This is a genomic window from Pseudomonas sp. SC3(2021) (assembly GCF_019856535.1).
Lineage (GTDB): Bacteria > Pseudomonadota > Gammaproteobacteria > Pseudomonadales > Pseudomonadaceae > Aquipseudomonas > Aquipseudomonas monsensis.
Window position 1 is genome coordinate 509,822 of the sequence record NZ_CP082236.1, and the last position, 25,303, is coordinate 535,124.

The 25,303-nt window shown below is 60.1% G+C and carries 25 protein-coding genes; 14 read left to right on the plus strand and 11 right to left on the minus strand.

Going from position 1 to position 25,303, the window contains the following annotated elements; genetic code table 11:
- Positions 1-297: 297 nt before the first annotated feature.
- The 5 genes from K5Y35_RS02415 (at position 298) to rlmF (ending at position 7,011) form a co-directional block, all read left to right on the plus strand.
- Complete coding sequence (locus K5Y35_RS02415; RefSeq protein WP_123464891.1) at positions 298-1,788, plus strand: leucyl aminopeptidase; 1,491 nt, start codon at positions 298-300, stop codon at positions 1,786-1,788.
- 60 nt (positions 1,789-1,848) lie between these two features.
- Positions 1,849-2,277: a DNA polymerase III subunit chi gene (locus K5Y35_RS02420; protein WP_123464889.1), complete on the plus strand. Its 429-nt coding sequence runs from the start codon at positions 1,849-1,851 to the stop codon at positions 2,275-2,277.
- An 8-nt stretch (positions 2,278-2,285) separates the two neighbouring features.
- Positions 2,286-2,678, plus strand: a complete 393-nt coding sequence (locus tag K5Y35_RS02425) for a DNA polymerase III subunit chi (RefSeq protein ID WP_222833601.1) — start codon at positions 2,286-2,288, stop codon at positions 2,676-2,678.
- A 198-nt stretch (positions 2,679-2,876) separates the two neighbouring features.
- Complete coding sequence (locus K5Y35_RS02430; RefSeq protein ID WP_222833602.1) at positions 2,877-5,723, plus strand: valine--tRNA ligase; 2,847 nt, start codon at positions 2,877-2,879, stop codon at positions 5,721-5,723.
- A gap of 268 nt (positions 5,724-5,991) precedes the next feature.
- The gene (rlmF, locus tag K5Y35_RS02435; RefSeq protein WP_123464883.1) at positions 5,992-7,011 is read left to right on the plus strand and encodes a 23S rRNA (adenine(1618)-N(6))-methyltransferase RlmF; all 1,020 of its coding nucleotides are present in this window, start codon (positions 5,992-5,994) and stop codon (positions 7,009-7,011) included.
- 211 nt (positions 7,012-7,222) lie between these two features.
- On the opposite strand, the gene K5Y35_RS02440 is transcribed toward rlmF, so the two are convergent.
- Positions 7,223-7,504, minus strand: a complete 282-nt coding sequence (locus K5Y35_RS02440) for an HU family DNA-binding protein (RefSeq protein ID WP_003221909.1) — start codon at positions 7,502-7,504, stop codon at positions 7,223-7,225.
- Between the two features lie 396 nt (positions 7,505-7,900).
- On the opposite strand from K5Y35_RS02440, the gene yejK reads away from it, so the two are divergent.
- Complete coding sequence (gene yejK / locus K5Y35_RS02445; RefSeq protein ID WP_123464881.1) at positions 7,901-8,905, plus strand: nucleoid-associated protein YejK; 1,005 nt, start codon at positions 7,901-7,903, stop codon at positions 8,903-8,905.
- Positions 8,905-9,255 (plus strand): glutaredoxin family protein, encoded by a 351-nt coding sequence (locus K5Y35_RS02450; RefSeq protein ID WP_222833603.1) that lies wholly within the window; start codon positions 8,905-8,907, stop codon positions 9,253-9,255. The genes yejK and K5Y35_RS02450 overlap by 1 nt, the downstream gene beginning before the upstream one ends.
- Positions 9,256-9,308: 53 nt before the next feature.
- Here K5Y35_RS02450 and K5Y35_RS02455 read toward each other — a convergent pair whose 3' ends face one another.
- The 5 genes from K5Y35_RS02455 to K5Y35_RS02475 form a co-directional block, all read right to left on the minus strand.
- Positions 9,309-10,244, minus strand: a complete 936-nt coding sequence (locus K5Y35_RS02455; RefSeq protein ID WP_128614615.1) for a glutathione S-transferase family protein — start codon at positions 10,242-10,244, stop codon at positions 9,309-9,311.
- Positions 10,245-10,328: 84 nt separating this feature from the next.
- Complete coding sequence (locus K5Y35_RS02460; RefSeq protein WP_123464875.1) at positions 10,329-10,631, minus strand: GIY-YIG nuclease family protein; 303 nt, start codon at positions 10,629-10,631, stop codon at positions 10,329-10,331.
- A gap of 39 nt (positions 10,632-10,670) precedes the next feature.
- Entirely contained in the window at positions 10,671-11,141 is a 471-nt protein-coding gene (locus K5Y35_RS02465; protein ID WP_123464873.1) for a nuclear transport factor 2 family protein, read from the minus strand.
- Between the two features lie 238 nt (positions 11,142-11,379).
- Positions 11,380-12,684 carry a CynX/NimT family MFS transporter gene (locus tag K5Y35_RS02470; protein WP_222833604.1) on the minus strand — a complete coding sequence of 435 codons (1,305 nt, stop codon included), beginning with the start codon at positions 12,682-12,684 and terminating at the stop codon, positions 11,380-11,382.
- Positions 12,674-13,333, minus strand: a complete 660-nt coding sequence (locus K5Y35_RS02475; protein ID WP_123464869.1) for a FadR/GntR family transcriptional regulator — start codon at positions 13,331-13,333, stop codon at positions 12,674-12,676. The genes K5Y35_RS02470 and K5Y35_RS02475 overlap by 11 nt, the downstream gene beginning before the upstream one ends.
- A 166-nt stretch (positions 13,334-13,499) precedes the next feature.
- Between K5Y35_RS02475 and K5Y35_RS02480 the strand changes: the two genes are divergently transcribed.
- Both K5Y35_RS02480 and K5Y35_RS02485 read left to right on the plus strand, forming a co-directional pair.
- Positions 13,500-13,811: a type II toxin-antitoxin system MqsR family toxin gene (locus tag K5Y35_RS02480; protein ID WP_222833605.1), complete on the plus strand. Its 312-nt coding sequence runs from the start codon at positions 13,500-13,502 to the stop codon at positions 13,809-13,811.
- Positions 13,808-14,296 carry a type II toxin-antitoxin system MqsA family antitoxin gene (locus tag K5Y35_RS02485; RefSeq protein ID WP_222833606.1) on the plus strand — a complete coding sequence of 163 codons (489 nt, stop codon included), beginning with the start codon at positions 13,808-13,810 and terminating at the stop codon, positions 14,294-14,296. The genes K5Y35_RS02480 and K5Y35_RS02485 overlap by 4 nt, the downstream gene beginning before the upstream one ends.
- 61 nt (positions 14,297-14,357) lie before the next feature.
- Here the strand turns inward: K5Y35_RS02485 and K5Y35_RS02490 are convergent, their stop codons facing one another.
- The 4 genes from K5Y35_RS02490 to K5Y35_RS02505 form a co-directional block, all read right to left on the minus strand.
- Complete coding sequence (locus tag K5Y35_RS02490; protein WP_003221897.1) at positions 14,358-15,122, minus strand: amino acid ABC transporter ATP-binding protein; 765 nt, start codon at positions 15,120-15,122, stop codon at positions 14,358-14,360.
- A gap of 11 nt (positions 15,123-15,133) precedes the next feature.
- A complete protein-coding gene (locus tag K5Y35_RS02495) occupies positions 15,134-16,228 on the minus strand; it encodes an amino acid ABC transporter permease (protein WP_123464865.1) in 1,095 nt (364 codons plus the stop codon).
- A 10-nt stretch (positions 16,229-16,238) separates the two neighbouring features.
- Positions 16,239-17,420: an amino acid ABC transporter permease gene (locus K5Y35_RS02500; protein ID WP_123464863.1), complete on the minus strand. Its 1,182-nt coding sequence runs from the start codon at positions 17,418-17,420 to the stop codon at positions 16,239-16,241.
- A gap of 66 nt (positions 17,421-17,486) precedes the next feature.
- Positions 17,487-18,518, minus strand: coding sequence for an amino acid ABC transporter substrate-binding protein (locus K5Y35_RS02505; RefSeq protein WP_095050968.1), 1,032 nt, complete (start codon positions 18,516-18,518; stop codon positions 17,487-17,489).
- Positions 18,519-18,986: 468 nt separating this feature from the next.
- Between K5Y35_RS02505 and K5Y35_RS02510 the strand changes: the two genes are divergently transcribed.
- The 5 genes from K5Y35_RS02510 to K5Y35_RS02530 all read left to right on the plus strand — a co-directional run bounded on the left by K5Y35_RS02510 (position 18,987) and on the right by K5Y35_RS02530 (position 24,284).
- Positions 18,987-19,643 (plus strand): alpha/beta hydrolase, encoded by a 657-nt coding sequence (locus K5Y35_RS02510; protein WP_222833607.1) that lies wholly within the window; start codon positions 18,987-18,989, stop codon positions 19,641-19,643.
- A gap of 96 nt (positions 19,644-19,739) precedes the next feature.
- Entirely contained in the window at positions 19,740-21,206 is a 1,467-nt protein-coding gene (gene rhlB / locus K5Y35_RS02515; RefSeq protein WP_123464859.1) for an ATP-dependent RNA helicase RhlB, read from the plus strand.
- A 137-nt stretch (positions 21,207-21,343) separates the two neighbouring features.
- Positions 21,344-22,288, plus strand: a complete 945-nt coding sequence (locus K5Y35_RS02520) for an ornithine cyclodeaminase family protein (protein WP_222833608.1) — start codon at positions 21,344-21,346, stop codon at positions 22,286-22,288.
- A 149-nt stretch (positions 22,289-22,437) separates the two neighbouring features.
- Entirely contained in the window at positions 22,438-23,565 is a 1,128-nt protein-coding gene (locus tag K5Y35_RS02525; RefSeq protein WP_222833609.1) for an NAD(P)/FAD-dependent oxidoreductase, read from the plus strand.
- A 92-nt stretch (positions 23,566-23,657) separates the two neighbouring features.
- Positions 23,658-24,284 carry a transcriptional regulator gene (locus tag K5Y35_RS02530; protein WP_123464853.1) on the plus strand — a complete coding sequence of 209 codons (627 nt, stop codon included), beginning with the start codon at positions 23,658-23,660 and terminating at the stop codon, positions 24,282-24,284.
- A gap of 109 nt (positions 24,285-24,393) precedes the next feature.
- Here the strand turns inward: K5Y35_RS02530 and K5Y35_RS02535 are convergent, their stop codons facing one another.
- A complete protein-coding gene (locus K5Y35_RS02535) occupies positions 24,394-25,170 on the minus strand; it encodes an ABC transporter substrate-binding protein (protein ID WP_222833610.1) in 777 nt (258 codons plus the stop codon).
- Positions 25,171-25,303: the final 133 nt, after the last annotated feature.

Below are 25,303 nucleotides of genomic sequence, written 5' to 3' on the forward strand. Positions count from 1 at the left end.
CAGGGTTGTCAGGCTAAGGCGGCCAAACAAGCAAACACTTCGACCGGCCCGCAACGCAGAGCCGTCGAAAAAAGATGCGGCATTATCCTGTGATTGAGGGCGCCTGTCACTGCGCACACTCATCCGCACGCGTAATACGTTGAAGATCGTACAACCGAGGGTTGTCAGGCGCGGGGAGCGAGGTTCAAACTGCGGCCCTTGTCGCAGGCTTTGGCCTGCGCCTCTTCTATCTATAAGCAGGCGAGTGCGGACACCGTCGAACGCCTGCGTGTTGACCATTCATTCAGGGATCCGGACATGGAACTGGTTGTAAAAAGCGTTAGCCCAGAAACGTTGAAAACCGCCACCCTGGTGGTTGCCGTCGGCGAAGGCCGCAAACTCGGCACCGCCGCCAGACAGGTCGACGAGTTGAGCGGTGGCGCGATCAGCGCCGTACTCAAGCGTGGCGATCTGGCCGGCAAGGTCGGCCAGAGCCTGCTGCTGCACAGCCTGCCGAACCTGAAAGCCGAGCGCGTGCTGCTGGTCGGCGTGGGCAAGGATGAAGAACTCGGCGACCGTCCGTTCCGCAAAATCGTAGCCGGCATCCTCAACACCCTCAAAGGCCTGGGCGGCAGCGATGCCGTGCTGGCGCTGGATGAAGTCATCGTAAAAAACCGCGACAGCTACGGCAAGACCCGTCTGCTGGCGGAAACCCTGGTGGACGGCAAATACACCTTCGACCAGTTCAAGAGCCAGAAAGCCGAACCGCGCGCCCTGAAGAAAATCACCCTGCTGACCATCAAGGCTGCTCAAGCCGAAGTGCAACGCGCCGTGAATCACGCCACCGCGATCGCCAACGGCATGGCCTTCACCCGTGATCTGGGTAACCTGCCACCGAACATCTGCCACCCGACGTTCCTCGGCGAGCAAGCCAAGAACCTCGGCAAGGAATTCAAGGATCTGAAAGTCGAAGTCCTCGACGAGAAGAAGATCAAATCCCTGGGCATGGGCTCGTTCTACGCCGTCGGCCAGGGCAGCGCCCAGCCGCCACGCCTGATCGTCATGCAGTACAACGGTGGCAAGAAGTCCGAGAAGCCATACGCACTGGTCGGTAAAGGCATCACTTTCGACACCGGCGGCATCAGCCTGAAGCCGGGCGCCGGCATGGACGAGATGAAATACGACATGGGCGGCGCCGCCAGCGTGTTCGGCACCCTGCGTGCCGTGCTTGAGCTGAAACTGCCGATCAACCTGGTGTGCATCCTCGCCTGCGCCGAAAACATGCCGAGCGGCAACGCTTCGCGTCCGGGCGACATCGTCACCACCATGAGCGGCCAGACCGTGGAAATCCTCAACACCGACGCCGAAGGCCGTCTGGTGCTGTGCGACGCGCTGACCTATTCCGAGCGCTTCAAGCCACAAGCAGTGATCGACATTGCGACCCTGACCGGCGCTTGCGTCGTGGCACTGGGTGCACACACTTCCGGCCTGCTGGGCAACAACGACGAACTGATCGAGCAACTGCTCAGCGCCGGTAAAACCGCTGACGACCGCGCCTGGCAACTGCCGCTGTTCGACGAGTACCAGGAGCAACTGGACAGCCCGTTCGCCGACATCGCCAACATTGGCGGGCCGAAGGCCGGCACCATCACCGCCGCGTGCTTCCTGTCGCGCTTCACCAAGAACCTGAACTGGGCGCACCTGGACATCGCCGGCACCGCCTGGACCAGCGGCGGCAAGGACAAGGGCGCCACCGGCCGTCCGGTTCCACTGCTGACCCAGTACCTGCTGGACCGCGCCAAAGCCTGAAACCGATGACGTGCGGCGGCGTCACTGAACGGTGGCGCCGCCCGCACATCAGGAACCGTAATGACCAAAGTCGACTTTTATATCCTGCCCAGCGCCGATCCGTCCGCGCGCCTGGATTTTGCCTGCAAGCTCACCGAGAAAGCCTGGCGCATGGGCCACCGCATCTATCTGCATTGCAGCGATGTTGCCCAGCGTGATGATCTCGATGCGCGCCTGTGGGCGTTCAAGGGCGAAAGTTTCGTGCCGCACGGTCCCGCCGACAGCGAACCGGACGGCTTGATCGTATTGGGCCTGGGTGACGACTGCGGTCAACATCAGGACCTGCTGGTCAATCTCGACCTGAAAGTCCCGGCCTTCGCCAGCAAATTCGCCCGCGTGGCGGAGGTGGTGGTGGAAGATCCGACGATTCGCGCGGCGGCACGGGAGAGTTTCCGTTTCTACCGCGAACAGGGCTATCCTCTGCAAGACCACCGTTTACAGCGACTCTGAGTACGCCGATGGACACTCCAAAACCGCTGCAAAAGTCTGCGCACCTGCTGGACGATCTCGAATCGATCCGCCAGTTGCTCGGCGATGACAACCTGCAACCGCCGCTGCTGACCGATACGGTCGATGAAGGCGAACAGGAACAGATTCCGATGTTGTTCGACCCGGTCGTCAGCGAACCGCCAGCCGTCGAACCCCCTCCCGCCCCCGTTGCACCCGCCGCACAACCTGCTGCGCCCGCTGCCAAAGGCCCGGACGCCCTGCTCCACCTGGACAGCGAACTGCGCGCCGCCGCGCAATTGATCATGCAAGACGTGATTGACGACTTCGCGCCGCACATCGAAACCGAAATCAAACGCCGCCTCGACGCGCGGATGGAACGGCTGCTCAGCCAGTACGAATAACCCCAATCCCCTGTGGGAGGCAGCCTGCTGGCGATAGCATCAGTGCGGTTCTGCGGAAAAACCGCGGTGATGCTATCGCCAGCAGGCTGGCTCCCACATTTTAGATCTCCACCCGGCCCGCCCCGCTCGCCCTCGGCCCCATGCCCCGCTATACTTCCCGGCTTTTCCTGAATAAATGCCAATAGGGTCCCGCCGCGCATGGATAAGACCTACCAGCCGCACGCCATTGAAACTTCCTGGTACAACACCTGGGAGTCCGAGAACTATTTCGCACCGCAAGGCGCGGGCGATTCCTACACCATCATGATCCCGCCGCCGAACGTCACCGGCAGCCTGCACATGGGTCACGGTTTCAACAACGCGATCATGGACGCCCTGATCCGTTTCCGCCGCATGCAGGGTCGCAACACCCTGTGGCAGCCGGGCACCGACCACGCCGGTATCGCCACGCAGATGCTGGTGGAGCGTCAACTGGAAGCCACCGGCCAGAACCGTCATGACCTGGGCCGCGAAAAATTCCTCGAGAAAGTCTGGGAGTGGAAGGATCAGTCCGGTGGCAACATCAGCCGTCAGATCCGCCGCCTCGGTTCGTCCGTGGACTGGAGCCGCGAGCGCTTCACCATGGACGACGGTCTCTCGGAAGCGGTCAAAGAAGCCTTCGTGCGCCTGCACGAGGACGGCCTGATCTACCGCGGCAAGCGTCTGGTCAACTGGGACACCAAGCTGCACACGGCGATTTCCGACCTCGAAGTGGAAAACCACGACGAGAAAGGTTTCCTGTGGAACCTCAAGTACCCGCTGGCCGACGGCGCGAAAACCGCTGAAGGTAACGATTTCCTGATCGTCGCGACCACCCGCCCGGAAACCATGCTCGGCGACTCCGCCGTCGCGGTTAACCCGAACGATGAGCGCTACAAAGCCCTGATCGGCAAGTTTGTCGAGCTGCCACTGCTTGGCCGCCGCATCCCGATCATCGCCGACGATTACTGCGACCCTGAATTCGGCACCGGCTGCGTGAAAATCACCCCGGCTCACGATTTCAACGACTACGAAGTCGGCAAGCGCCACAACCTGCCGTTGCTGAACATCTTCGACAAGAACGCCAACGTGCTGCCAGCGGCCCAGGTGTTCAACCTCGACGGCACACTGAACGACAGCATCGACGGCAAGATCCCGGCTGAATTCGCCGGTCTCGAGCGTTTCGAAGCGCGTAAGCAGATCGTGGCTGCGTTCGACGCCGCCGGCCTGCTGGTCAGCGTCAACGATCACGCGCTGAAAGTGCCGAAAGGCGATCGCTCCGGCACCATCATCGAGCCGTGGCTGACCGACCAGTGGTATGTGTCGACCAAACCGCTGGCCGAGCCAGCGATTGCTGCCGTTGAAGACGGTCGCATCCAGTTCGTGCCGAAACAGTACGAAAACATGTACTTCTCGTGGATGCGCGACATCCAGGACTGGTGCATCAGCCGTCAGCTGTGGTGGGGCCACCGGATTCCGGCCTGGTACGACGAGTCGGGCAAGGTCTATGTAGGCCGCGACGAAGCGGAAGTGCGTGCCAAGCACAACCTCGGCCCGGACGTTGCGCTGCAACAGGACAACGACGTACTCGACACCTGGTTCAGTTCGGGCCTGTGGACCTTCTCGACGCTGGGCTGGCCGGAAAAGACCGAGTTCCTGAAGAAATTCCACTCCACCGACGTGCTGGTGACCGGTTTCGACATCATTTTCTTCTGGGTTGCCCGGATGATCATGCTGACCATGCACCTGATCAAGAACGAGGACGGCACCCCGCAGGTGCCGTTCAAGACCGTCTATGTACACGGTCTGGTGCGTGATGGTCAGGGCCAGAAGATGTCCAAGTCCAAGGGTAACGTCCTCGACCCGCTGGACATCATCGACGGTATTGAGCTTGAAGCGCTGGTGCAGAAACGCACCTCGGGCATGATGCAGCCGAAACTGGCGAAGAAGATCGAGAAGCAGACCCGCGACGAGTTCGCCGACGGCATCGCCAGCTACGGCACCGACGCCCTGCGCTTCACTTTCTGCTCGCTGGCTTCCACCGGTCGCGACATCAAGTTCGACATGGGCCGCGTCGAAGGCTATCGCAACTTCTGCAACAAGATCTGGAACGCCGCGCGTTATGTTCTGGACAAGGGCGAAGACTGCGGCCAGAACGGCGAAGCCTACGAGCTGTCGCTGGCGGATCGCTGGATCATCTCGCAACTGCAACGCACCGAAGCCGAAGTGACCCGTCAACTGGATCAGTTCCGTTTCGACCTCGCCGCGCAAGCGCTGTACGAGTTCATCTGGAACCAATACTGCGACTGGTACCTGGAACTGTCCAAGCCTGTGCTGTGGGACGAGAACGCGCCGGTTGAACGTCAGCGCGGCACCCGTCGCACACTGGTGCGCGTCCTGGAAGTTGCGCTGCGCCTGGCGCACCCGTTCATGCCGTTCATCACTGAAGAAATCTGGCAGCGCATCGCGCCGCTGGCCGGCATTCAGGGCAAGACGATCATGCTGCAAGCGTGGCCAGTGGCCAACGAAGAGCGCATCGATCCGGCCGCCGAAGACGACATCGAATGGCTGAAAGGCCTGATGCTCGGCACGCGTAACATCCGTGGCGAAATGAACATCGGCCCGGGCAAGCCGCTGCCGATCTACCTGAAGAACGTCAGCGCTGAAGACCAGCGCCGTCTGACCGAGAACGAAGCGCTGCTGAAGAAGCTGGCGCGTCTGGAATCGATCACCGTTCTGAAGGCTGGCGAAGAAGCGCCGCTGTCCGCGACCGCACTGGTTGGCGAGATGGAAGTGCTGGTGCCAATGGCCGGCCTGATCGACAAGGGCGCCGAACTGGCGCGTCTGGACAAGGAAATCCTGCGTCTGCAGGGCGAGGTCCAGCGGGTTGGCGGCAAACTGTCCAATGCCGGTTTCGTTGACAAGGCCCCGGCCGAAGTCATCGAGAAAGAACGCGCCAAACTGGCCGAGGCTGAACAGGCTTTGGGCAAACTGGCCGAGCAACACGCGCGGATTTCCAGCCTGTAACTGGTAAATCGCATTAAAAAGGCGCGCCACCCGATCGGGTGACGCGCCTTTTTTATTGCCTACTTTCCTTCATCCACTGCCAATCCCTGTGGGAGCGAGCTTGCTCGCGAAGAGGCCGTGTCAGGCGAAAGTGATGCTGACTGAGAGGACGCTTTCGCGAGCAAGCTCGCTCCCACAGAGATCGGTGGTGTTGCTGATATTGAGTTCGCAGCGGCTGGATGTGGGACAATACCCGCCACTTTCAGCCATACCCGAATCGACCACGCCCATGAACGCCCCCCGCACACCCAAACCTGCGCGCAAGAAGCCTGATTCCGCGACCCCGGCCAAGACCGTTGAGCCGCGTGAAAAGGCCAGCCTGCACCCGCGCAATCGCCATCAGGGTCGCTATGACTTCCCGGCGCTGATCAAAACCACGCCGGAACTGGCGAAGTTCGTGATCACCAACCCGTACGGCAAGGAAAGCATCGACTTCGCCAGCCCCGATGCGGTGCGCGTGTTCAACCGGGCGCTGCTCAAGGCGTTCTATGGCATCCAGCATTGGGACATTCCGGCGGACTACCTCTGCCCACCGGTGCCGGGTCGTGCCGATTACGTGCACTTCCTCGCAGATCTGCTGGCGAGCATGAACGACGGCAAGGTGCCGCGCGGTGCCATCGTCAATGTGCTGGACATCGGCATGGGCGCCAACTGCGTGTACCCGCTGATCGGCAACAGCGAATATCGCTGGCACTTCCTCGGCTCGGAAATCGACCCGACCGCCGTGGCGGCCGCCAGAGCCATCGTTCAGTCCAACGATCTGAGCAAAGTGATCCAGCTGCGCCAACAGGAAAACCGCAAGCACATCCTGATCGGCTTGCTGGAGCCGGGTGAGCGCTTTGACCTGACCATGTGCAATCCGCCGTTCCACGCTTCGATGGAAGAAGCGACCAAGGGCAGCGAGCGCAAGTGGCGCGCACTGGGCAAGGCTGATCCGAAACGCAAGCTGCCGGTGCTGAACTTCGGCGGTCAATCGGCCGAGCTGTGGTGTGAAGGCGGCGAAGCACGGTTCGTGACGCAATTGATCGCCGAGAGCGCGAACTTCCAGCACAAGGTGCTGTGGTTCAGCACGCTGGTGTCGAAAGCCTCGAACCTGCCTGCCATCGAGACCGCGCTGAAAAAGGCCGGCGTGCTGGAAAGCCAGGTGGTGGAGATGTCGCAGGGCCAGAAGCAGAGCCGCTTCGTGGCTTGGACCTTCCAGACCAAGTCCGAACAGCAGATCTGGCGCCGCGAGCGCTGGGTTCGCTAAACATTGCATCGCCGGACACAAATCAATTGTGGGAGCGAGCTTGCTCGCGAATGCGGTGCATCAGTCAATTCAACTTTGACTGACACACTGCCTCCGCGAGCAAGCTCGCTCCCACAATGGCTTATGGTGCTCAGGAGGCGGCCATCAAATCGCAGGCACAAAAAAACCGTGCCCGGATCGCTCCGGTGCACGGTTTTTTTATCGCTGCGTCTTACTTGTTCACAGCGTCGGTCAGGCCTTTGGCCACAACCAGCTTGATCACTTTCTTGGCAGGGATTTCGATGGCAGCGCCAGTCGAAGGGTTACGGCCAGTGCGGGCAGGACGCTCGGTCACTTTCAGCTTGCCGATACCTGGCAAGGTGATTTCGCCGCCGTTTTCCAGCTGATCGGCAACGATTTGGCCCAGTTGGTCCAGAGCGTTACGCGCGGTGGTTTTCGGCGCGTCGATAGCTTCAGCGATGTCGGCGATCAGTTGGTCTTTAGTAAGAGCCATGTAGTGTTCCTTCCCTATCAAATTCATATGGATTGCAGAGTGCAGTGTCAGCCATCGAGCCCGATCTTCTGGATCTGGCACCCTCGGCGATAACCACGACGAGTCGGGGTTATAGATGCCGAAATCAGGGTTTGGTTCGACCTGACAAATGCTGAATGCACGCTTAACGCAGTGACTTCGCGTAAGACCGGGCAAAACTAGCACAGAGACGGGGAAATATCCGCCTCTAGCTACCCATTTGGTCAGGTTTATTGCGCTAAATCGGTAAAAAACTGCATAAGGGCCGCCGCCCGCCCCGGATTTGCCCTTCACCCCGCGCCAAAACCAGTGGTTGCGGTACACTGGGCGCTTTTTCGGGGGAGCCTGCCCTCCTCCCTTCCAACAGCCGAGAAGCCCATGCCGATCCGTCATTGCATCGTCCACCTGATCGACAAAAAACCCGACGGCACGCCCGCAGTTCTGCACGCCCGTGACACTGAACTGGCCGAATCCGCAGCCATCGAGAACATGCTCGCCGACCTCAACGAGAGCTATAACGCCAAACAGGGCAAAGCTTGGGGTTTGTTCCATCCGGAATCCGGCGCGTTCCCGTTCAGCGGCTGGCTGAAGGAATACATGGACGGCGGCAAGGACTTCACCGCCTTCAGCAAAGTCGCGGTCGAACACCTGCAAAAGCTGATGGAAGAATCGAACCTGTCGGTCGGTGGCCATGTGTTGTTCGCCCACTATCAGCAAGGCATGACCGATTACCTGGCCATCGCCCTGCTGCACCACAGTGAAGGCGTGGCAGTGACCGACGAGCTGGACGTGACCCCGTCGCGCCACCTCGACCTCGGCCAGTTGCACCTGGCGGCGCGAATCAACGTCTCCGAGTGGCAGAACAACAAGCAGTCCAAGCAGTACATCTCGTTCATCAAGGGCAAGAACGGCAAGAAGGTCTCGGAATACTTCCGCGACTTCATCGGCTGCCAGGAAGGCGTCGACGGCCCGGGCGAGACCCGCACCCTGCTCAAGGCCTTCAGTGACTTCGTCGAAAGCGAAGATCTGCCGGAAGACGCCGCCCGCGAGAAAACCAAAACCCTGGTGGACTACGCCAGCAGCCAGGCCAAACTCGGCGAGCCGATGGGCCTGGAAGAGCTCTCGGAGTTGATCGACGAAGAACGCCCGAAAGCCTTCTACGACCACATCCGCAACAAGGACTACGGCCTGTCGCCGGAGATTCCGGCAGACAAACGCACTCTCAACCAGTTCCGCCGCTTCACCGGTCGCGCCGAAGGCCTGTCGATCAGCTTTGAAGCACACCTGCTGGGCTCGAAGATCGAGTACGACGAAGAGGCTGGCACCCTGGTAATCAAGGGCCTGCCAACGTCGCTCACCGATCAACTGAAGCGCCGCAACTGATGCTCGGCAATGTGCTGAAGAAGGTTGCGCTGGTTCTGCTGGTGGTTGTGATCTATCAGAACTGGGGCAAGATCGAGCGGGTATTCAATCCGTCGCAAATGGTTTCGGAGCAGACCCGGGCGCAGGCTAATGTCGTGCTCTACGCCACCGACTGGTGTGGCTACTGCAAGCAGACCAAACGCTTTCTCGACAGCAAGGGGATTCCATTCAAGGAGTTCGATATCGAGAAGGATGCCGAGGCGCGCAAGGCGTACGAGGCATTGGGTGGACGCGGGATTCCGTTGATCGACGTTAACGGCACATTGATTCGCGGATTCGACCCGGATGAAATTCTGGCGGCTTTGAAGTAACGCACACCCCTGTGGCGAGGGAGCTTGCTCGCTCGCCACAGGGTCGGTCGCTGTTACTTGGCTTCGATGCGGAAGCCGAAGCGCGGGAAGTGCACATGCACCACACCGCCACGCGGATCTTCGCGGCGCAGGATCAGCTCCTCACGGCCGGCAAACAACAACTCGCCCACCACTGGATCCACCCCGTAATCGGTGGCGGCAATCGCCACTTGCTGCCCGGCCTTGAACCCGTTCGGGTCTTCAAACTGCTCGTCCGGCAGCGCCGCCGGCGTCGAGCTACGCGCCACTTCCAGCGCCTCCTCGGCAGTCATCGCGCTTGCCGCGCCATGACCGAAGCCCAGCACACGCCCGAGCCATGCCGCGACAGCCGGATAGTCATCGACCAACGGTGCGGTGACGTGCGTCGCCTTGAGGAACCAAAGGGGATGCGCCAGGGCGAAGTCGGCAATCGACGGCTCGCCGAACAGGAAGTCGCCCTGCTCGCGCTGCAACTGCTGCTCCAGGCGCGCCATGATCGTTGGCCACTGGTGCTTGGCCTGCTCGGCCGACAACCGCGTCGCGCTGCCGCCACTGAACAACCCGGCCCGATCAGCGATGAACGCCTTGATCGCTTCCGGCGGCAACTTGCCGAAACGCACCGCCACCGACTCCGGCTGGAACACCAGGCTGACGGCATGCTGGAAGACCACCGAATCAGCCCACGCGGCGAAACTGGCGCTGGTCATTTCCTGACCTTCCGGGAAAAACGCCGGCAGGGCTTTTTCCTGCTCCAGGCGACGCGCGATCAGCGAAGTGTCGCAGTAAATGTCGGCACCGATCTGCAGCACCGGGGTCTTGCGATAGCCACCGGTCAGGGCGGTCAGATCTGGCTTGGGCATTACCGGCGAGATGTGCACCGAACGCCAGGACAAGCCTTTGAACCCCAGCAGAAGGCGGGCCTTCTCGGCAAATGGAGAGGTCGGGTAATGATGGAGAATCAACTCGGACATGCTCGGCTCCGCCGCTCAGATAGTGAGTCGGCAGCTTAGCGCGCATTTTCTTAGCAGCCTACAGATCTGCCTGATGGGAACTGATCAGTCTGATTGATAAGACGCGACCAGGCATTCCTTGGCGCTCTTGCGCAGCTTTTTGATCAGCCGTTCCTGGCGCAAGGCGTCGCTCTTGTCGCGGCAACGCTCGGTGTAGACCAGTGCCATCGCCGGGCTGGAGAGGAAAAACCGTGCGCCTTTGCCGCTCTGATGTTTGGCAAAACGGCGCACCGGGTCGTCACTGATCCCGCAATACAACGAACCATTGGCTGCGCGAACGAGATAGACGAACCAGGATTTGCTCACCGGTTCGGCAGTATCGACAGAATTTTCGCCAGGGCTGGTCACTTCGGGATCAAGACGTGTAGGAGACAGGCCGCGATCTTATCAGCGACTGGTCTGAAATGCCTTCAGCCCTTTCAACGCCTGCGCACGCACGGCGTTGCGTACCAAAGGCGTCCAGCCCAGCAGCAGGCCTTTGAAACCCAGGGCCTGACGCGACCAGCGCCACAGGTCGAAATGATCGTGATGCTCGCAGATCTTGCCGTCACGGAAGACGAAACGTGCCTGGATATCGTTGATCACCACGTTGCCGGTCTGACTGAACAGATACGTCGCCACCCAGTGCGCACCACCGCTGCGCTCATCGGCGCGGACATTGTCGAAGGTCAGCGAGAAGTCTTTGGCGCGGGTGGTGAGCATGCGCCACATGTCGCCGGCCTCGCGCCCGCGCAGCTCGCCGAATGCCGGGTCGCTGAACACCACGTCATCGGTGTAACAGGCGGCCATGGCTTCGGCGTCGAGGCGCTGGAAGGCCTGGTAGAAACGGGTGATCAGGGCGGCGTGGGCTTCGCTCATGGGCAAACTCCAAAATAGGTACAGAGTGCCAGCACCATAATCTGCAATGCGCAGAAACACTATCGGCATTCGTAAACCGAATACCACGCACGATCTTCAAGGCGCCCCAAAAACTGTGGGAGCGAGCTTGCTCGCGAAGAGGCCGGCACATTCAACATGATCTTTGCCTGAACCACCGTCTTCGCGAGCAAGCTCGCTCCCACATTGGATATCATTGGCCCCAAAAAAGGGTTACGCGTCAGATTTTTTCGCTTTGCACTTGCACGTACAGCGCCCGGCCCGCACCCAGCCCGGCAATGATCGCGCCTGTACCAATGATGCCAAAGATCCACCCCACCGCGTTCCAGCCACCGGTCCAGTCATGCACCACGCCGACCGCGAACGGGCCCATCGAGGCCAGGGTGTAACCGAAACCCTGGGACATGCTCGACAGGTTCGCCGCAACATGGGAATCGCGCGAGCGCAGCACGATCAACGTCAGGGCCAGGCTGAACGTGCCGCCCTGCCCCAGGCCCAGCAGAATCGCCCAGCCCCACAGGCCGTTGATCGGCGCATACAGACAACCGAACAAACCACCAAGGGTCAGGGCCATCACGATCACGATCGCCAGACGCTGATCCTTGCCGCGAGTCGCCAGCCACGGTGCCGCGAGGGAGCTGGCCAGTTGAATGATCACCGAACCGGACAACACCAGACCGGCCTGGGTCGGCGTCAGACCACGACCGATCAGGATCGACGGCAACCAGCCAAACACGATGTAGGCCAGCGACGATTGCAGGCCCATGTACAAGGTCACCTGCCATGCCAGCGGATCACGCAGCAGACCGCGTACACGATAGGCAACATTGTGCGCACCGTGTTTCTGCCCGACTTGCGGCAACCAGAACACTGCCGCAACCAGCGCCGGAATTACCCAGAAACCCAGGCCCATCGCCCAACTGTGATCGAAATGCTCACTCAACGGCACGCTGGAACCCGCCGCCATCGCCGCCCCCAGACACAGCGCCATGGTGTAGACACCGGTCATGGTCCCGGCGTGCCTGGCAAAGTCGCGTTTGACGATGCCTGGCAGCAATACCCCGACAATACCAATGCTCGCGCCGCCCAATACGCTGCCAGCAAACAGGCCGATCTCACCAAAGTTGCTGCGCAAAATGATGCCGCCGGCCAGCGTCAACAGAATCCCCAACACCACCCGCTCGGCACCGAAGCGGCGCGCCAGAATCGGCGCGAGCGGTGCAAACAAACCGAGGCAGAGCACCGGCAACGTGGTCAGCAAACCGGCCTGAGCTGCCGACAAACCAAGGCTTTTCGACACGTCGCTGAGCAGCGGCGCCATGCTCGACAGCGCCGGACGCAGGTTCAGCGCCACCAGAATCAAGCCCAGCAGCAACAGCCATGGCCGGCGCACCAGCGGATGGTTCTGCTGCACTTGTTCATCATCGGCCTCGGCGTCGATCAGCAGCTCTTCGAGTTCTGCCGTGCGCTTCGGGGTTGTGGATATCTCACTGCGTGACATGGACTTCTCGGTTTCAAGGTTCATTGATCAACTGCCTCGACAAGGCTTTGGCCCGTTCCGGATCGCGTTGCTCGACCGCATCGAGCAGCTCGATGTGCAAGTCGAACACTTCCTGACGGCGCGGGACGATGTTCAGGGTCTGGCGCAATTGCGCGCCGACGATGCTGGAGAAATAGCGATACAGCTCGCTGAGGGTCGGGTTGTGCGCGGCGTCAACCAGACGGCGGTGGAACACCAGATCGCAAGCGATGTAAGTGTCGAGATCGCCGTGGTAGTGGCTGCCGCTGGTGCCGAGCGCCTCACGTAATGCGACGAGGTCCTCGTCGGTACGGCGCAACGCCGCCAGGCCGATGGCCTCGACTTCGAGGATATGTCGGGTTTCCCGTGCCTGATCGAGCGAGCAGCGCGACAAGGCTTTGAGCGTGTCGAGCGGATCAACCACGGCGCGCAAGTAACTGCCATCGCCCTGACGAATCTCGATCAATCCGGAAAACGCCAGCACGCGCATGGCTTCGCGCACGGTGTTGCGGCTGATGCCCAGCTCGGCACACAGCTCCGGCTCGGTCGGCAGACGCTCGCCGACCTTCCAGGCACCGCTGTTGATGCGCTGGCGGAGTTGATCCAGGGCCTGATCGACCAAGGATCGTTTGATAAGTGGAGAAATGTCTGACATAGGATTCGCCCTTTCATCCAATCATAGGATGAATTTTCTGACATGTTAGTCAGACCCGTGTAGGACGGCAACCACCTAGGGTCAATCGGAGACACATGGAGCGGCATTTTCGGTTGGTCAAAATTACCCTTTAAGGGTAATTTCAGGGACAGGGTTTTGGTTTCTTATGGAAAAGAACACACCCCATTACGACTTGGCGGTAGTGAAGCAAGAGGTCATCAGACGGGGCGCCAAAGCCTTTACAGGAAGCGCGATGAGCTCGGGCAAGGGAATGGGGTTAAACCTCAAACATATGCAGCAAGCCATCTGCTCGCTGGATCGTCGAATGTTCTACAAGTCCATGACTAGCTACACCAACCACCGACACTGGCAGGACGTTTACCATATTGGATATCACGACTTGGAGTTGTATATCAAAATCACCTACTGCCCCAACGGCGGTCCTCCCGTGATCTCTTTCAAGGAGAAGAATTTATGAATACACGGCAATGCATGAGCTGTGGTACTCAAGAGGCGATGCAACATTTCGAACGTCGCAGTTTGACTGTCAACTACAAGAACGTTTCACGTTGGGTGCACGACATTGCAGGGTGGGAATGCGCAGCCTGCGGCGAGATCATTTTTGATAACGATACTGACAGCGCCGAACGTTATTCCGACGCCGGCGATAAATTGCTCGAAGAGTGCTTCCACGTAATGGGCGCCGAGATGAAACGCATCCGCCGCAAATTGCATCTCACCCAAAAAGAAGCAGTTAAATTGCTATCCGGTGGAGGTCACAACGCTTTTTCCCGCTACGAACGCGGCGAGCTTCCGCCGCCTCAACCGTTGTTCAGCCTTATGCGCGTGCTGGATCGTCACCCTCATCTGCTCGCCGAAATACACGCGATGAACGAAGGCAGTGACTTGCGGCGATTGCTCGCCGCGCGCTTCCCGGAACAGGAGACGGCACCGGTGCCCTGACAAAATCCGGTAAAAATAAACCCGGAGCTCGGTCCGGGTTTATTTCAGAACGTAGGTCAGATCAATGCAAAATCTGACTCAAGAACAACTTAGTCCGATCATTCTGCGGATTATCGAAGAAGTCATTCGGCGCCGCCTGTTCAACGATTTCGCCCTTGTCCATGAAGATCACGCGGTTGGCCACGGTGCGGGCGAAGCCCATTTCGTGGGTCACGCAGAGCATGGTCATGCCGTCTTCAGCCAGACCGATCATGGTGTCGAGCACTTCTTTCACCATTTCCGGGTCGAGCGCCGAGGTCGGCTCGTCGAACAGCATGATTTTCGGCTTCATGCACAGCGCGCGGGCAATCGCCACACGCTGTTGCTGACCACCGGACAGTTGCCCCGGAAACTTGTGCGCCTGCTCTGGAATGCGTACGCGCTCCAGGTAATGCATGGCGATTTCCTCGGCCTTGCGCTTGGGCATCTTGCGCACCCACATTGGCGCCAGGGTGCAGTTCTGCAAAATGGTCAGGTGCGGGAACAGGTTGAAGTGCTGGAACACCATGCCGACTTCGCGGCGGATCGCTTCGATCTGCTTGAGGTCGTTGGTCAGTTCCACGCCGTCGACGACGATGCGGCCCTGCTGGTGTTCTTCCAGACGATTGAGGCAGCGGATGGTGGTCGACTTGCCGGAACCCGATGGGCCGCACAGGACGATACGCTCGCCCTGTTTGACGTTGAGGTTGATGTCTTTCAGCACGTGGAACTGGCCGTACCACTTGTTGACGCCCTGCATCTGAATAATGCCTTCAGGACCTACAGGCTTTTTGATTGCTTCACTCATTTACAGAACTCCTAACGCTTGTGGCCAGTGTCGAGCTTGCGTTCCAGATGCATGGAATAGCGCGACATACCAAAACAGAAAATCCAGAACACCAGGGCGGCGAACACGTAGCCTTCGGTGGCCATGCCCAGCCATTTCGGATCGGCAGCGGCTTGCTTGACGCTGTTGAGCAGGTCAAACAGGCCGATGATGATCACCAGACTGGTGTCCTTGAACAGCGCAATGAAGGTGTTGACGATGCCGGGAATCACCAGCTTCAGGGCTTGCGGCAGAATCACCAGGCCCATCGAGCGCCAGTAACCGAGGCCCATCGCCGCAGCCGCTTCGTACTGACCTTTGGGGATCGCTTGCAGACCGCCGCGCACCACCTCGGCCACATAGGCCGACTGGAACAGAATCACGCCGATCAGCGCCCGCAGCAGCTTGTCGAAGTTCATGCCTTCGGGCAGGAACAGCGGCAGCATCACCGAGGACATGAACAGCACCGTGATCAACGGCACGCCGCGCCAGAATTCGATGAAGGTCACGCAGACCACACGAATCGCCGGCATGTTCGAACGACGTCCCAGCGCCAGCACAATCCCCAGCGGCAAGGCTCCGGCGATACCGACGGTAGCGATGACCAGGGTCAGCATCAGGCCGCCCCACTGGCTGGTCGCCACATTGCTCAGACCGAAACCGCCGTGCAGCAGGATGTAGGCAATGATCGGGTACAGCACCAGGAAGCTCAGCCCGTACACCGCTTTACGCGGGAAGCGCGAGATGAACAGTGGCGCCACGCCGATCACCGCCAGCCACACGGTCAGGTCCACGCGCCAGCGCAGTTCCGTCGGGTAGTAGCCGTACATGAACTGACCAAAACGCTGCTGAATGAACACCCAGCAGGCGCCGTCCTTGGTGCAATCGGCGCGAGTGGTGCCGACCCAGTTGGCATCGAGAATCGCCCAACTGAGAATCGGAGGAACCACCAGATAGATCAGGTAGAACGCGAACAGCGTCAGCAGGGTATTGAGCCAGCTGGAGAACATGTTCGCGCGCATCCATGCCACCACACCAATGCTGCTGCTCGGTGGGGGCATGTCGGGTTTGAAAGTATGAGTACTCATGCGCTTTTCCTTACCGCTCGATCAGCGCAATGCGCTTGTTGTACCAGTTCATCAGCAGGGAAATGCTGATACTGATCGCCAGGTAAACGCTCATGGTGATGGCAATCACCTCGATCGCCTGACCGGTCTGGTTGAGCACGGTGCCGGCGAACAGCGAAACCATTTCCGGGTAACCGATACCGGCCGCCAGGGACGAGTTTTTCGCCAGGTTCAGGTATTGGCTGGTCAGTGGCGGAATGATCACGCGCAGGGCTTGCGGGATGATCACCTTGCGCAGGGTCGGACCGTTGCGCAGGCCCAGGGAGCGTGCCGCTTCGGTCTGGCCGTGGCTGACCGACTTGATCCCGGAGCGCACGATCTCGGCGATGAACGCCGCGGTGTACACGGTCAGGGCCAGCGTCAGGGCGAGCAGTTCCGGGATCAGCACCCAGCCACCGACGAAGTTGAAGCCTTGCAGCTTCGGCATCTCCCAGTGCAGCGGGGCGCCGAAGATCAGCGCGCACAAGGCCGGGATCACCAGCATGATCGCCAGCCCCGTCCAGAACTTGTGGAACGGCACGCCGGTTTCTTCGAAGCGTTTGTTGGCCCAGCGGCACATCAGGACCGTGGCGATGATGGCCACGACGATGCTGATCACGAACGCCCAGAAACCGTCGGCTGCCAGTGCGGCCGGCATGTTCAGGCCACGGCTGCTGACGAAGAAGGTGTCGCCGAAGTTGTGGCTGTTGCGCGGCCCCGGCATGGTCAGGAACACCGCGAAATACCAGAACAGGATTTGCAGCAGCGGCGGAATGTTGCGGAACACTTCCACATACACAGTCGCCAGTTTGCTGATGATCCAGTTCTGCGACAGCCGCGCCACACCAATGATGAAACCGAGGATCGTCGCCAGGATCACGCCGATCACGGTCACCAGCAACGTGTTGAGCAGACCGATGACAAACACCCGGGCATAACTGTCCGCTTCGGTGTAGTCGATCAGGTGTTGAGCGATGCCGAACCCGGCACTGCGCTCCAGAAAGCCGAAACCGGAGGTAATGCCCCGGTGCTGAAGGTTGGTTTGCGTGTTGTCGAACAGGTACCAGCCCAGCGAGACCACCGCCACAACGGTAATGATCTGGAAGAGCCACGCACGCACTCGTGGATCGCTGAGGCTGAGCCTCTGCTTTGGTGCGCCGATTGAATTTTGCATGAAGTGCCCCGGAAGAAATGGAACAAGAACATCACCCGGCGGTTGGCCCGCCGGGCGATAGAACCATTAGCGCACTGGTGGTGCGTACTGAATGCCGCCGTTGTTCCACAGGGCGTTCAGGCCACGGTCGATTTCCAGCGGCGTGCTCTTGCCGAGGTTTTTCTCGAAGATTTCACCGTAGTTGCCGACTTGCTTGACGATCTGCACAACCCAGTCTTTCGGCAGTTTCAGGTCTTTACCGTATTCACCGTCAGCGCCGAGCATCCGCGCGACGTCCGGGTTCTTGGTCGACTTGGCTTCGGCTTCGACGTTCTTCGAAGTGATACCGGCTTCTTCAGCGTTGAGCAGCGCGTAGCCAACCCAGCGCACGATGGCCAGCCACTCGTCGTCACCGTTACGCACGACCGGGCCCAGCGGTTCTTTGGAAATGGTTTCCGGCAGAACCACGTAGTCCTTCGGCGACGCCAGCTTGGAGCGCTGGGCGAAGAGTTGGGATTTGTCCGAGGTCAGCACGTCGCAACGACCGGATTCCAGCGACTTGGCGCTTTCATCGGAGGTGTCGAAGGTGATCGGGGTGTATTTCAGACCGTTGCCACGGAAGTAGTCGGAAACGTTCAGTTCGGTGGTGGTACCGGCCTGGATGCAGATGGTTGCACCGTCCAGTTCCTTGGCACTCTTCACGCCCAGCTTGTTGTTTACCAGGAAGCCGATGCCATCGTAGTAGGTGATGAAGCCCGGGAATTTCAGGCCCATGCCTGCGTCACGCGAGCTGGTCATGGTGGTGTTGCGCGACAGGATGTCGATCTCGCCCGATTGCAGCGCGGTGAAGCGCTCCTTGGCGTTCAACTGACTGAACTTGACCTTGGTCGCGTCGCCGAACACGGCAGCGGCCACGGCACGGCAGACGTCAGCGTCGATGCCGAGGATCTTGCCGGTTGCGTCCGGAACCGAGAAGCCCGGCAGACCGTCGCTCACGCCACACTGCACGAAACCCTTCTTCTGCACGGCATCCAGGGTTGCACCCGCCTGAGCGAACCCGCTGACGCCGAGCACTGTTGCTGCAGTCACGATCGCCAGAGTGGATTTCAACATCTTCATTCAAACCTCCAGTTTTGCTCTTGTTGTGTCGGAGCTTGAGTCCAGTCGCACCCTTTTGAGGCGTTGTTGACCCGTGTTGGCTTTTTTTGGGGTCAACCGACGTAAGACCTTCGCTATGAGTCTAGTAGGAGAAAATCCACATCATGGACAACTCACTTCTCACCAATCGGCCGAACGGGCTGTAGCCCTTTCACGTTCGCTAAGCCCGTAGTGGCCATTGGCGAACATCCATCACCGGATTCGTTGCAATCCCGTCGCAAGTCGTACACTGATAGTGTTACCGCCGCGCGCAGGATGCTTCGTACAGAGTCCTCCAAAGCAAAGCCCGTACCACACCGCTTGCTTAAGCGATTGCGCGACAGGTCAATAGCAAAACTTGTAGCCTTGCGACATCTTCTTAACGGATCGACCGGGCGCGCACGCAAATCACGCACTCAATGAGCGCGCCCGCACACTATTGGAGCAGCCATGACCGAGCCCCTTATTCTTGAACCCGTCAAGCACGCAGACGCCTGCGTTATCTGGCTGCACGGCCTCGGCGCTGATCGCTACGACTTCCTGCCAGTGGCCGAAGCCCTGCAGGAAACCTTGCTGAGCACTCGCTTCGTCCTGCCGCAGGCGCCAACCCTGCCCGTCACCATCAATGGCGGCTATGCAATGCCGAGCTGGTACGACATAAAGGCCATGAGCCCGGCGCGGGCGATTGACCGCGAGCAACTGGAAGAATCGTCAGATCGCATCGTCAAACTGATCGACGTGCAGCGAGCTAGCGGAATAGACGCCTCGCGGATTTTCCTTGCCGGTTTTTCCCAGGGTGGCGCCGTAGTGCTGCACACCGCTTTCAGGAAATGGGAAGGCCCGCTGGGTGGCGTCCTTGCCCTCTCCACGTATGCCCCGACCTTTACCGACGAGATGGAGTTTTTAGCCAGTCAGCAGCGCATTCCCGCTCTGTGCCTGCACGGCCAGTTCGATAACGTGGTGCAGAACTCGATGGGGCGCAGTGCCTATGAGCATTTGGTGAAGCATGGTGTCACCGTGACATGGCAGGAATACCCAATGGAGCACGAAGTGTTACCCGAAGAAATTCGCGATATCGGCATCTGGCTGAGCGAGCGCCTGCGCTGATTCGGCCGCTTGGCGGACCGCTTTGATCATCCCACTACGCCGCGCCCGTTTCTTGCATTACACTGGCCGGCGTACATTCCTTAATCAATTGATGAGATGACCGTGCTCGAAGCACTCAAGAAAATGTTCGGTAAAAGCGAGGCTGAGCAGCTCGCGCCAGTTCCCAGTGCGCCGTCGCACGCCCCCGGCCCCCGCAGCGATGCGCCCAAGGCTGAACGTCCGGCTCCGGTAGCGACACCCGAGTCCGAGCCGCAACCTGCTATCGCCGCCGCACCTGTGCGCACCGAAGCACCGAAACCGGCCAGGCCGCGCCGCGAACCGAAGCCCAAGGCACCGGTCATTCCCTGGAAACTCGAAGATTTCGCCGTCGAACCCCAGGAAGGCAAAACCCGCTTTCACGACTTCAAACTCGCTCCAGAACTGATGCACGCCATCCAGGACCTGGGGTTTCCGTATTGCACGCCGATCCAGGCGCAGGTGCTGGGTTTCACCCTCGCCGGCAAAGACGCCATCGGTCGGGCGCAGACCGGTACCGGCAAGACCGCCGCATTCCTGATCTCGATCATCACTCAGCTGTTGCAGACACCGCCGCCGAAAGAACGCTACATGGGCGAACCCCGTGCGCTGATCATCGCGCCGACCCGTGAGCTGGTGGTGCAGATCGCCAAGGACGCCGCCGACCTGACCAAGTACACCGGCCTCAACGTGATGACGTTCGTGGGCGGTATGGATTTCGACAAGCAGCTCAAACACCTCGAAGCGCGGCACTGCGACATCCTCGTCGCTACCCCGGGCCGTCTGCTCGACTTCAACCAGCGTGGCGACGTGCACCTGGACATGGTCGAAGTGATGGTGCTGGACGAAGCCGACCGCATGCTCGACATGGGCTTCATCCCGCAAGTGCGGCAGATCATTCGCCAGACCCCACCGAAAAGCGAACGCCAGACCCTGCTGTTCTCCGCGACCTTCACCGAAGACGTGATGAACCTGGCCAAGCAATGGACCACCGACCCTGCGATCGTCGAAATCGAAGTCACCAACGTGGCCAACGAAAATGTCGAGCAGCACATTTACGCGGTAGCCGGTGCCGACAAATACAAACTGCTCTACAACCTGGTCAACGACAACGGCTGGGAACGGGTGATCGTGTTTGCCAACCGCAAGGACGAAGTGCGCCGTATCGAAGAACGCCTGGTGCGTGACGGCATCAACGCCGCGCAACTGTCCGGCGACGTGCCGCAACACAAGCGCATCAAGACCCTGGAAGGCTTCCGCGAAGGCAAGATCCGCGTACTGGTGGCCACCGATGTCGCCGGTCGCGGCATCCACATCGACGGCATCAGCCACGTGATCAACTTCACCCTGCCGGAAGTGCCGGACGACTACGTGCACCGCATCGGCCGTACCGGTCGCGCGGGTGCCGACGGGGTGTCGATCAGCTTCGCCGGTGAAGACGACTCCTACCAGTTGCCGTCCATCGAAGAGAAGCTGGGCCGCAAGATCAGCTGTGAAACGCCACCGACGCATCTGCTGCGTGCGGTTGAGCGCAAGCGTCCACAGTAAGCGACGCCATTAAAAGAAGCGCAGCCGGCAACGGACTGCGCTTTTTTTTTCGCCCGGCAGTTCATCAGGCGCTTGCGAGACAAAACTAAAAGTCCATAATGGACAAATTAGTTTACACCTAGACTGCGGAGCCTGACATGTCCAGTAAGCCCTACGTGATTGACCAAGCCGAGGCTCGTGCGCTGCTGGCGCGCATTGATGTGCCGCAGATCCTGCGCAAGCTGTTCCGCGATCTTGCCGCCGGCCATGCCGTGCAACCGGCGCAGCAACTGGTGGAATTCCCGCAGGGTGCCGGCGACTTCATCAATTATCTGGGCGTGCTGGCCGAGGACGGTGTGTACGGCGTGAAAACCTCGCCGTATATCGTTCGCGAGCAAGGTGCACTGGTGACAGCGTGGACACTGTTGATGTCGATGCACACCGGTCAGCCACTGCTGCTGTGCGATGCCGGTGAACTGACCACCGCACGTACCGCCGCGACCACGGCAGTGGCCGTCGATGCCCTCGCCCCGCTGAATGCGTCGCGACTGGCGATCATCGGCAGCGGCAAGGTCGCTCAGGCACATCTTCATTATGTGAAAGGCCTGCGCGACTGGCAGAGCATCAGCGTGTATTCGCCGAGCCTGTCGGAAGATGCGCAAACCCGGGCGCAGCTGAAAGCGATCTTCCCGGGCGTGAAAATTGCCGACAGCCGCGACACCGTCCTCGACGATGCTGACGCGATCATGCTCTGCACCTCGTCCGCCGGGCCGGTCATCGACCCGGCCACCTTGAGCAAACCGGCGCTGATCACCTCGATCAGCACCAACGCCCCACGCGCCCATGAAGTGCCGCCGCAGAACCTGGGCGACATGCAGGTATTCTGTGACTATCGTCTGACCACGCCGGGTTCGGCAGGTGAGATGCTGATCGCGACCGAACAGCATGGCTGGAGCAAGGATTTGATCGTCGGTGATCTCGCCGACCTGCTCAGCGAGAAAGTGCCGCGCCCCGGTTACAACCGTCACGTATTTTTCCGTTCAATTGGTCTGGGCCTGGAAGACATCGCCCTGGCCAATGCGCTTTATCACTTGACCAACTAACACCACAAATCCCCTGTAGGAGTGAGCCTGCTCGCGATAGCGGTATATCAGTCAACGTTAATGTTGAATGTAAAAGCGCTATCGCGAGCAGGCTCACTCCTGCAGGAGATCGCGAACTTCTTGATATCGCGTCCACCCCGGAGACATTCATGAGCCAGGCAGACTTCATCATCATTGGCGGCGGGATTGCCGGCGCTTCCACCGGTTTCTGGCTGTCGCCGCACGCCAAAGTGATCGTGCTGGAACGTGAGTCGCACCCGGCTTACCACTCCACCGGACGCTCGGCGGCGCTCTACACCGCCGCGTACGGAACGCCGCAGGTGCGCGCGCTGACCCTCGCCAGCCGTGAGTTTTTCGATCAGCCGCCGAGTGGCTTCTGCGAGCATCCATTGCTGACCCCGCGCGGCGAAATGACTGTCGATTTCACCGGCGACGCCGCTGAACTGAACAACCAGTACCTCAGCGCCAAAGCCACGGTACCGGAGATGCAATTACTCAGCGCCGACGAAGCCTGCGCCCGCCTGCCGATCCTGCGTCGGGAGAAAGTCCATGGCGCGATCTACGACCCGACCGCCAGCGACATCGACACCGACGCCCTGCATCAGGGTTACCTGCGCGGCATCCGCCGCAACAACGGCGAAGTGCACACCGATTGCGAGGTGCTGAGCCTGAGTCGCGACGCTGACGGCCAGTGGCAAGTGCAAACCAATAGCCAGACGTTCAGCGCACCGATCATCATCAACGCCGCCGGCGCCTGGGCCGACAAGATCGGCGCATTGGCCGGCGCCCGCCCGCTGGGCCTGCAACCGAAACGCCGCGCCGCGTTTATCTTCGCCGGGCCCGAAGGCGTCGACATTCATCACTGGCCGATGCTGGTCAGCCTCGACGAATCGTTCTACATGAAGCCCGACGCCGGGATGTTCCTCGGCTCGCCAGCGAATGCCGATCCGGTCGAACCTCACGACGTGCAGCCGGAGGAGCTGGACATCGCCATGGGCATCTACCAGATCGAAGAAGCCACGACGCTGACCATCCGCCGCCCGACCCGGACCTGGGCCGGTTTGCGCAGCTTCGTCGCCGACGGTGACCTGCTCAGTGGTTTCGATCAGCAGGTGCCGGGGCTGTTCTGGGTCGCGGCGCAGGGCGGTTACGGTATCCAGACTTCACCGGCGATGGGCCAGGCCAGTGCGGCACTGGTGCGAGGTCAGTCGTTGCCGGAGCATCTGCAGCAGTTCGGCCTCAGCCGCGCCATGCTCTCCCCTTCACGGCTGCGCTGATGGCCCCTGCGGATGACGCGCCCAACGGATTGCGGCACACTCGCAGCGCCCCCGTGCACGGGGGCGCTGACGCCGCCTGGAGCTCCACAGTCATGACTGCCCCCGAATTCGATCCGGCACTGGATAACTTCCGTGCCATCGCCGACGCCATCGCCACGCTGTTCTTTCCCCACGCCGAAGTGGTGCTGCACGACCTGCGCACGCAAAAGGTCGACTACATCGCCAACAACCTGTCCAAGCGAGTGATCGGTGATGAGTCGTCGCTGGAAGACATGCTTAGCGAAGATGTCAGCGACCGCAACATCGGCCCGTACGAAAAGCTCAACTGGGACGGTCAGAAAATCCGCAGCCTGAGCACCGTATTGCGCGACAGCGAAGGTCTGCCGCTGGCGGTGCTGTGCATCAACCTGAATATTTCGCTGTTCGAAAATGCGAAGGCGGCGCTGGACCTGTTTCTGTCGCCGAGCAAACTGATCCCGCAACCGGACTCTCTGTTTCGCGATGACTGGCAGGAGCGCATCAACACCTTCCTCCACGCCTGGCTGCGCGAGCGGCAGCTGAGCCTGAATCTGCTGACCCGCGATCACAAACGCGAGCTGGTGCTGGCCCTGCACGCCGAGGGCGCGTTCAAGGGCAAGAGCGCGTCGAACTATGTGGCCAATGTGCTGAACATGGGGCGGGCGACGGTGTACAAGCACCTGAAGGAATTGAAGGGCTAGAGATCTTCATCGATAGTTCCGGCCTCTTCGCGAGCAAGCTCGCTCCCACAGGGATTTGTGAATGCCACAGATCCAATGTGGGAGCGAGCTTGCTCGCGAAAGCGGTAGATCAGTCGCCGTAGATGTCGGACTTGAAATACTTCTCGGAAATCTTCTGATACTCGCCACTCGCACGAATCCCGTCGATGGCCGTGTTCAACTGGCTGACCAACTCGGCATTGCCCTTGCGCACCGCAATCCCGGCGCCCTCGCCCACGTACTTCGGATCCTTCAGCTCCGGCCCGACAAACGCATAGCCCTTGCCGCGCGGCATCGACAGAAAGTCGTTCAACGGAATGGTGTCGGCAAAAATGGCATCGAGGCGTCCGGCCGCCAGGTCCATGTAGATTTCTTCGTTGTTGCTGTAGCGCTTGACGTTGATGCCCTTGGGTTCGAACACCTCGGTGGCATAACGGTCGGTGGTGGTGGCGCGCTGCACGCCGACGTTCTTGCCCTTGAGGCTGGCGTACTGATCATCGACGGTGGCGCCTTCCTTCATCACCAGCCGCGACGAAGTGAAATAGTACTTGTGGGTGAAATCCACCGACTTCTTGCGATCTTCGTTGATGGTCATCGACGACAGGGCCATGTCGATTTTCTTCACCTTGAGTGAAGGAATCAGACCGTCGAACTCACCCTCGACCCACACACACTTGACCTTCATCTGCGCGCACAGGGCATTGCCGATGTCGTAGTCGAACCCGACGATTTCGCCCTTGTCGGTTTTCGAGGCGAACGGCGGGTAAGCCGCTTCAATACCGATGCGCAGGGTTTGCTCGGCGGCGAACGCGCTGGTGCACGCCAACAGGCTCAGGGCCAGACCGGTGATGAGGGGGAATTTCTTCATGTTCGTTCTCTCGCGGGTTGTTGTTGGTTTGGCAAGATGAAGAAGAGCAGCTAGAAGCGGGGAGCTACGAGCGGCCAGACTGAAGCTGTTTTTTGTACTTGGAAATCCATATTGGACTCATAGGTACAAGCCG

What these genes read in the sequence shown, in the direction of transcription:
- K5Y35_RS02415 (WP_123464891.1), top strand. Translation starts at nt 298, where the DNA reads ATGGAACTGGTTGTAAAAAGCGTTAGCCCAGAAACGTTGAAAACCGCC.
- K5Y35_RS02420 (WP_123464889.1), top strand. Translation starts at nt 1,849, where the DNA reads ATGACCAAAGTCGACTTTTATATCCTGCCCAGCGCCGATCCGTCCGCG.
- K5Y35_RS02425 (WP_222833601.1), top strand. Translation starts at nt 2,286, where the DNA reads ATGGACACTCCAAAACCGCTGCAAAAGTCTGCGCACCTGCTGGACGAT.
- K5Y35_RS02430 (WP_222833602.1), top strand. Translation starts at nt 2,877, where the DNA reads ATGGATAAGACCTACCAGCCGCACGCCATTGAAACTTCCTGGTACAAC.
- rlmF (WP_123464883.1), top strand. Translation starts at nt 5,992, where the DNA reads ATGAACGCCCCCCGCACACCCAAACCTGCGCGCAAGAAGCCTGATTCC.
- K5Y35_RS02440 (WP_003221909.1), bottom strand. Translation starts at nt 7,504, where the DNA reads ATGGCTCTTACTAAAGACCAACTGATCGCCGACATCGCTGAAGCTATC.
- yejK (WP_123464881.1), top strand. Translation starts at nt 7,901, where the DNA reads ATGCCGATCCGTCATTGCATCGTCCACCTGATCGACAAAAAACCCGAC.
- K5Y35_RS02450 (WP_222833603.1), top strand. Translation starts at nt 8,905, where the DNA reads ATGCTCGGCAATGTGCTGAAGAAGGTTGCGCTGGTTCTGCTGGTGGTT.
- K5Y35_RS02455 (WP_128614615.1), bottom strand. Translation starts at nt 10,244, where the DNA reads ATGTCCGAGTTGATTCTCCATCATTACCCGACCTCTCCATTTGCCGAG.
- K5Y35_RS02465 (WP_123464873.1), bottom strand. Translation starts at nt 11,141, where the DNA reads ATGAGCGAAGCCCACGCCGCCCTGATCACCCGTTTCTACCAGGCCTTC.
- K5Y35_RS02470 (WP_222833604.1), bottom strand. Translation starts at nt 12,684, where the DNA reads ATGAACCTTGAAACCGAGAAGTCCATGTCACGCAGTGAGATATCCACA.
- K5Y35_RS02475 (WP_123464869.1), bottom strand. Translation starts at nt 13,333, where the DNA reads ATGTCAGACATTTCTCCACTTATCAAACGATCCTTGGTCGATCAGGCC.
- K5Y35_RS02480 (WP_222833605.1), top strand. Translation starts at nt 13,500, where the DNA reads ATGGAAAAGAACACACCCCATTACGACTTGGCGGTAGTGAAGCAAGAG.
- K5Y35_RS02485 (WP_222833606.1), top strand. Translation starts at nt 13,808, where the DNA reads ATGAATACACGGCAATGCATGAGCTGTGGTACTCAAGAGGCGATGCAA.
- K5Y35_RS02490 (WP_003221897.1), bottom strand. Translation starts at nt 15,122, where the DNA reads ATGAGTGAAGCAATCAAAAAGCCTGTAGGTCCTGAAGGCATTATTCAG.
- K5Y35_RS02495 (WP_123464865.1), bottom strand. Translation starts at nt 16,228, where the DNA reads ATGAGTACTCATACTTTCAAACCCGACATGCCCCCACCGAGCAGCAGC.
- K5Y35_RS02500 (WP_123464863.1), bottom strand. Translation starts at nt 17,420, where the DNA reads ATGCAAAATTCAATCGGCGCACCAAAGCAGAGGCTCAGCCTCAGCGAT.
- K5Y35_RS02505 (WP_095050968.1), bottom strand. Translation starts at nt 18,518, where the DNA reads ATGAAGATGTTGAAATCCACTCTGGCGATCGTGACTGCAGCAACAGTG.
- K5Y35_RS02510 (WP_222833607.1), top strand. Translation starts at nt 18,987, where the DNA reads ATGACCGAGCCCCTTATTCTTGAACCCGTCAAGCACGCAGACGCCTGC.
- rhlB (WP_123464859.1), top strand. Translation starts at nt 19,740, where the DNA reads ATGACCGTGCTCGAAGCACTCAAGAAAATGTTCGGTAAAAGCGAGGCT.
- K5Y35_RS02520 (WP_222833608.1), top strand. Translation starts at nt 21,344, where the DNA reads ATGTCCAGTAAGCCCTACGTGATTGACCAAGCCGAGGCTCGTGCGCTG.
- K5Y35_RS02525 (WP_222833609.1), top strand. Translation starts at nt 22,438, where the DNA reads ATGAGCCAGGCAGACTTCATCATCATTGGCGGCGGGATTGCCGGCGCT.
- K5Y35_RS02530 (WP_123464853.1), top strand. Translation starts at nt 23,658, where the DNA reads ATGACTGCCCCCGAATTCGATCCGGCACTGGATAACTTCCGTGCCATC.
- K5Y35_RS02535 (WP_222833610.1), bottom strand. Translation starts at nt 25,170, where the DNA reads ATGAAGAAATTCCCCCTCATCACCGGTCTGGCCCTGAGCCTGTTGGCG.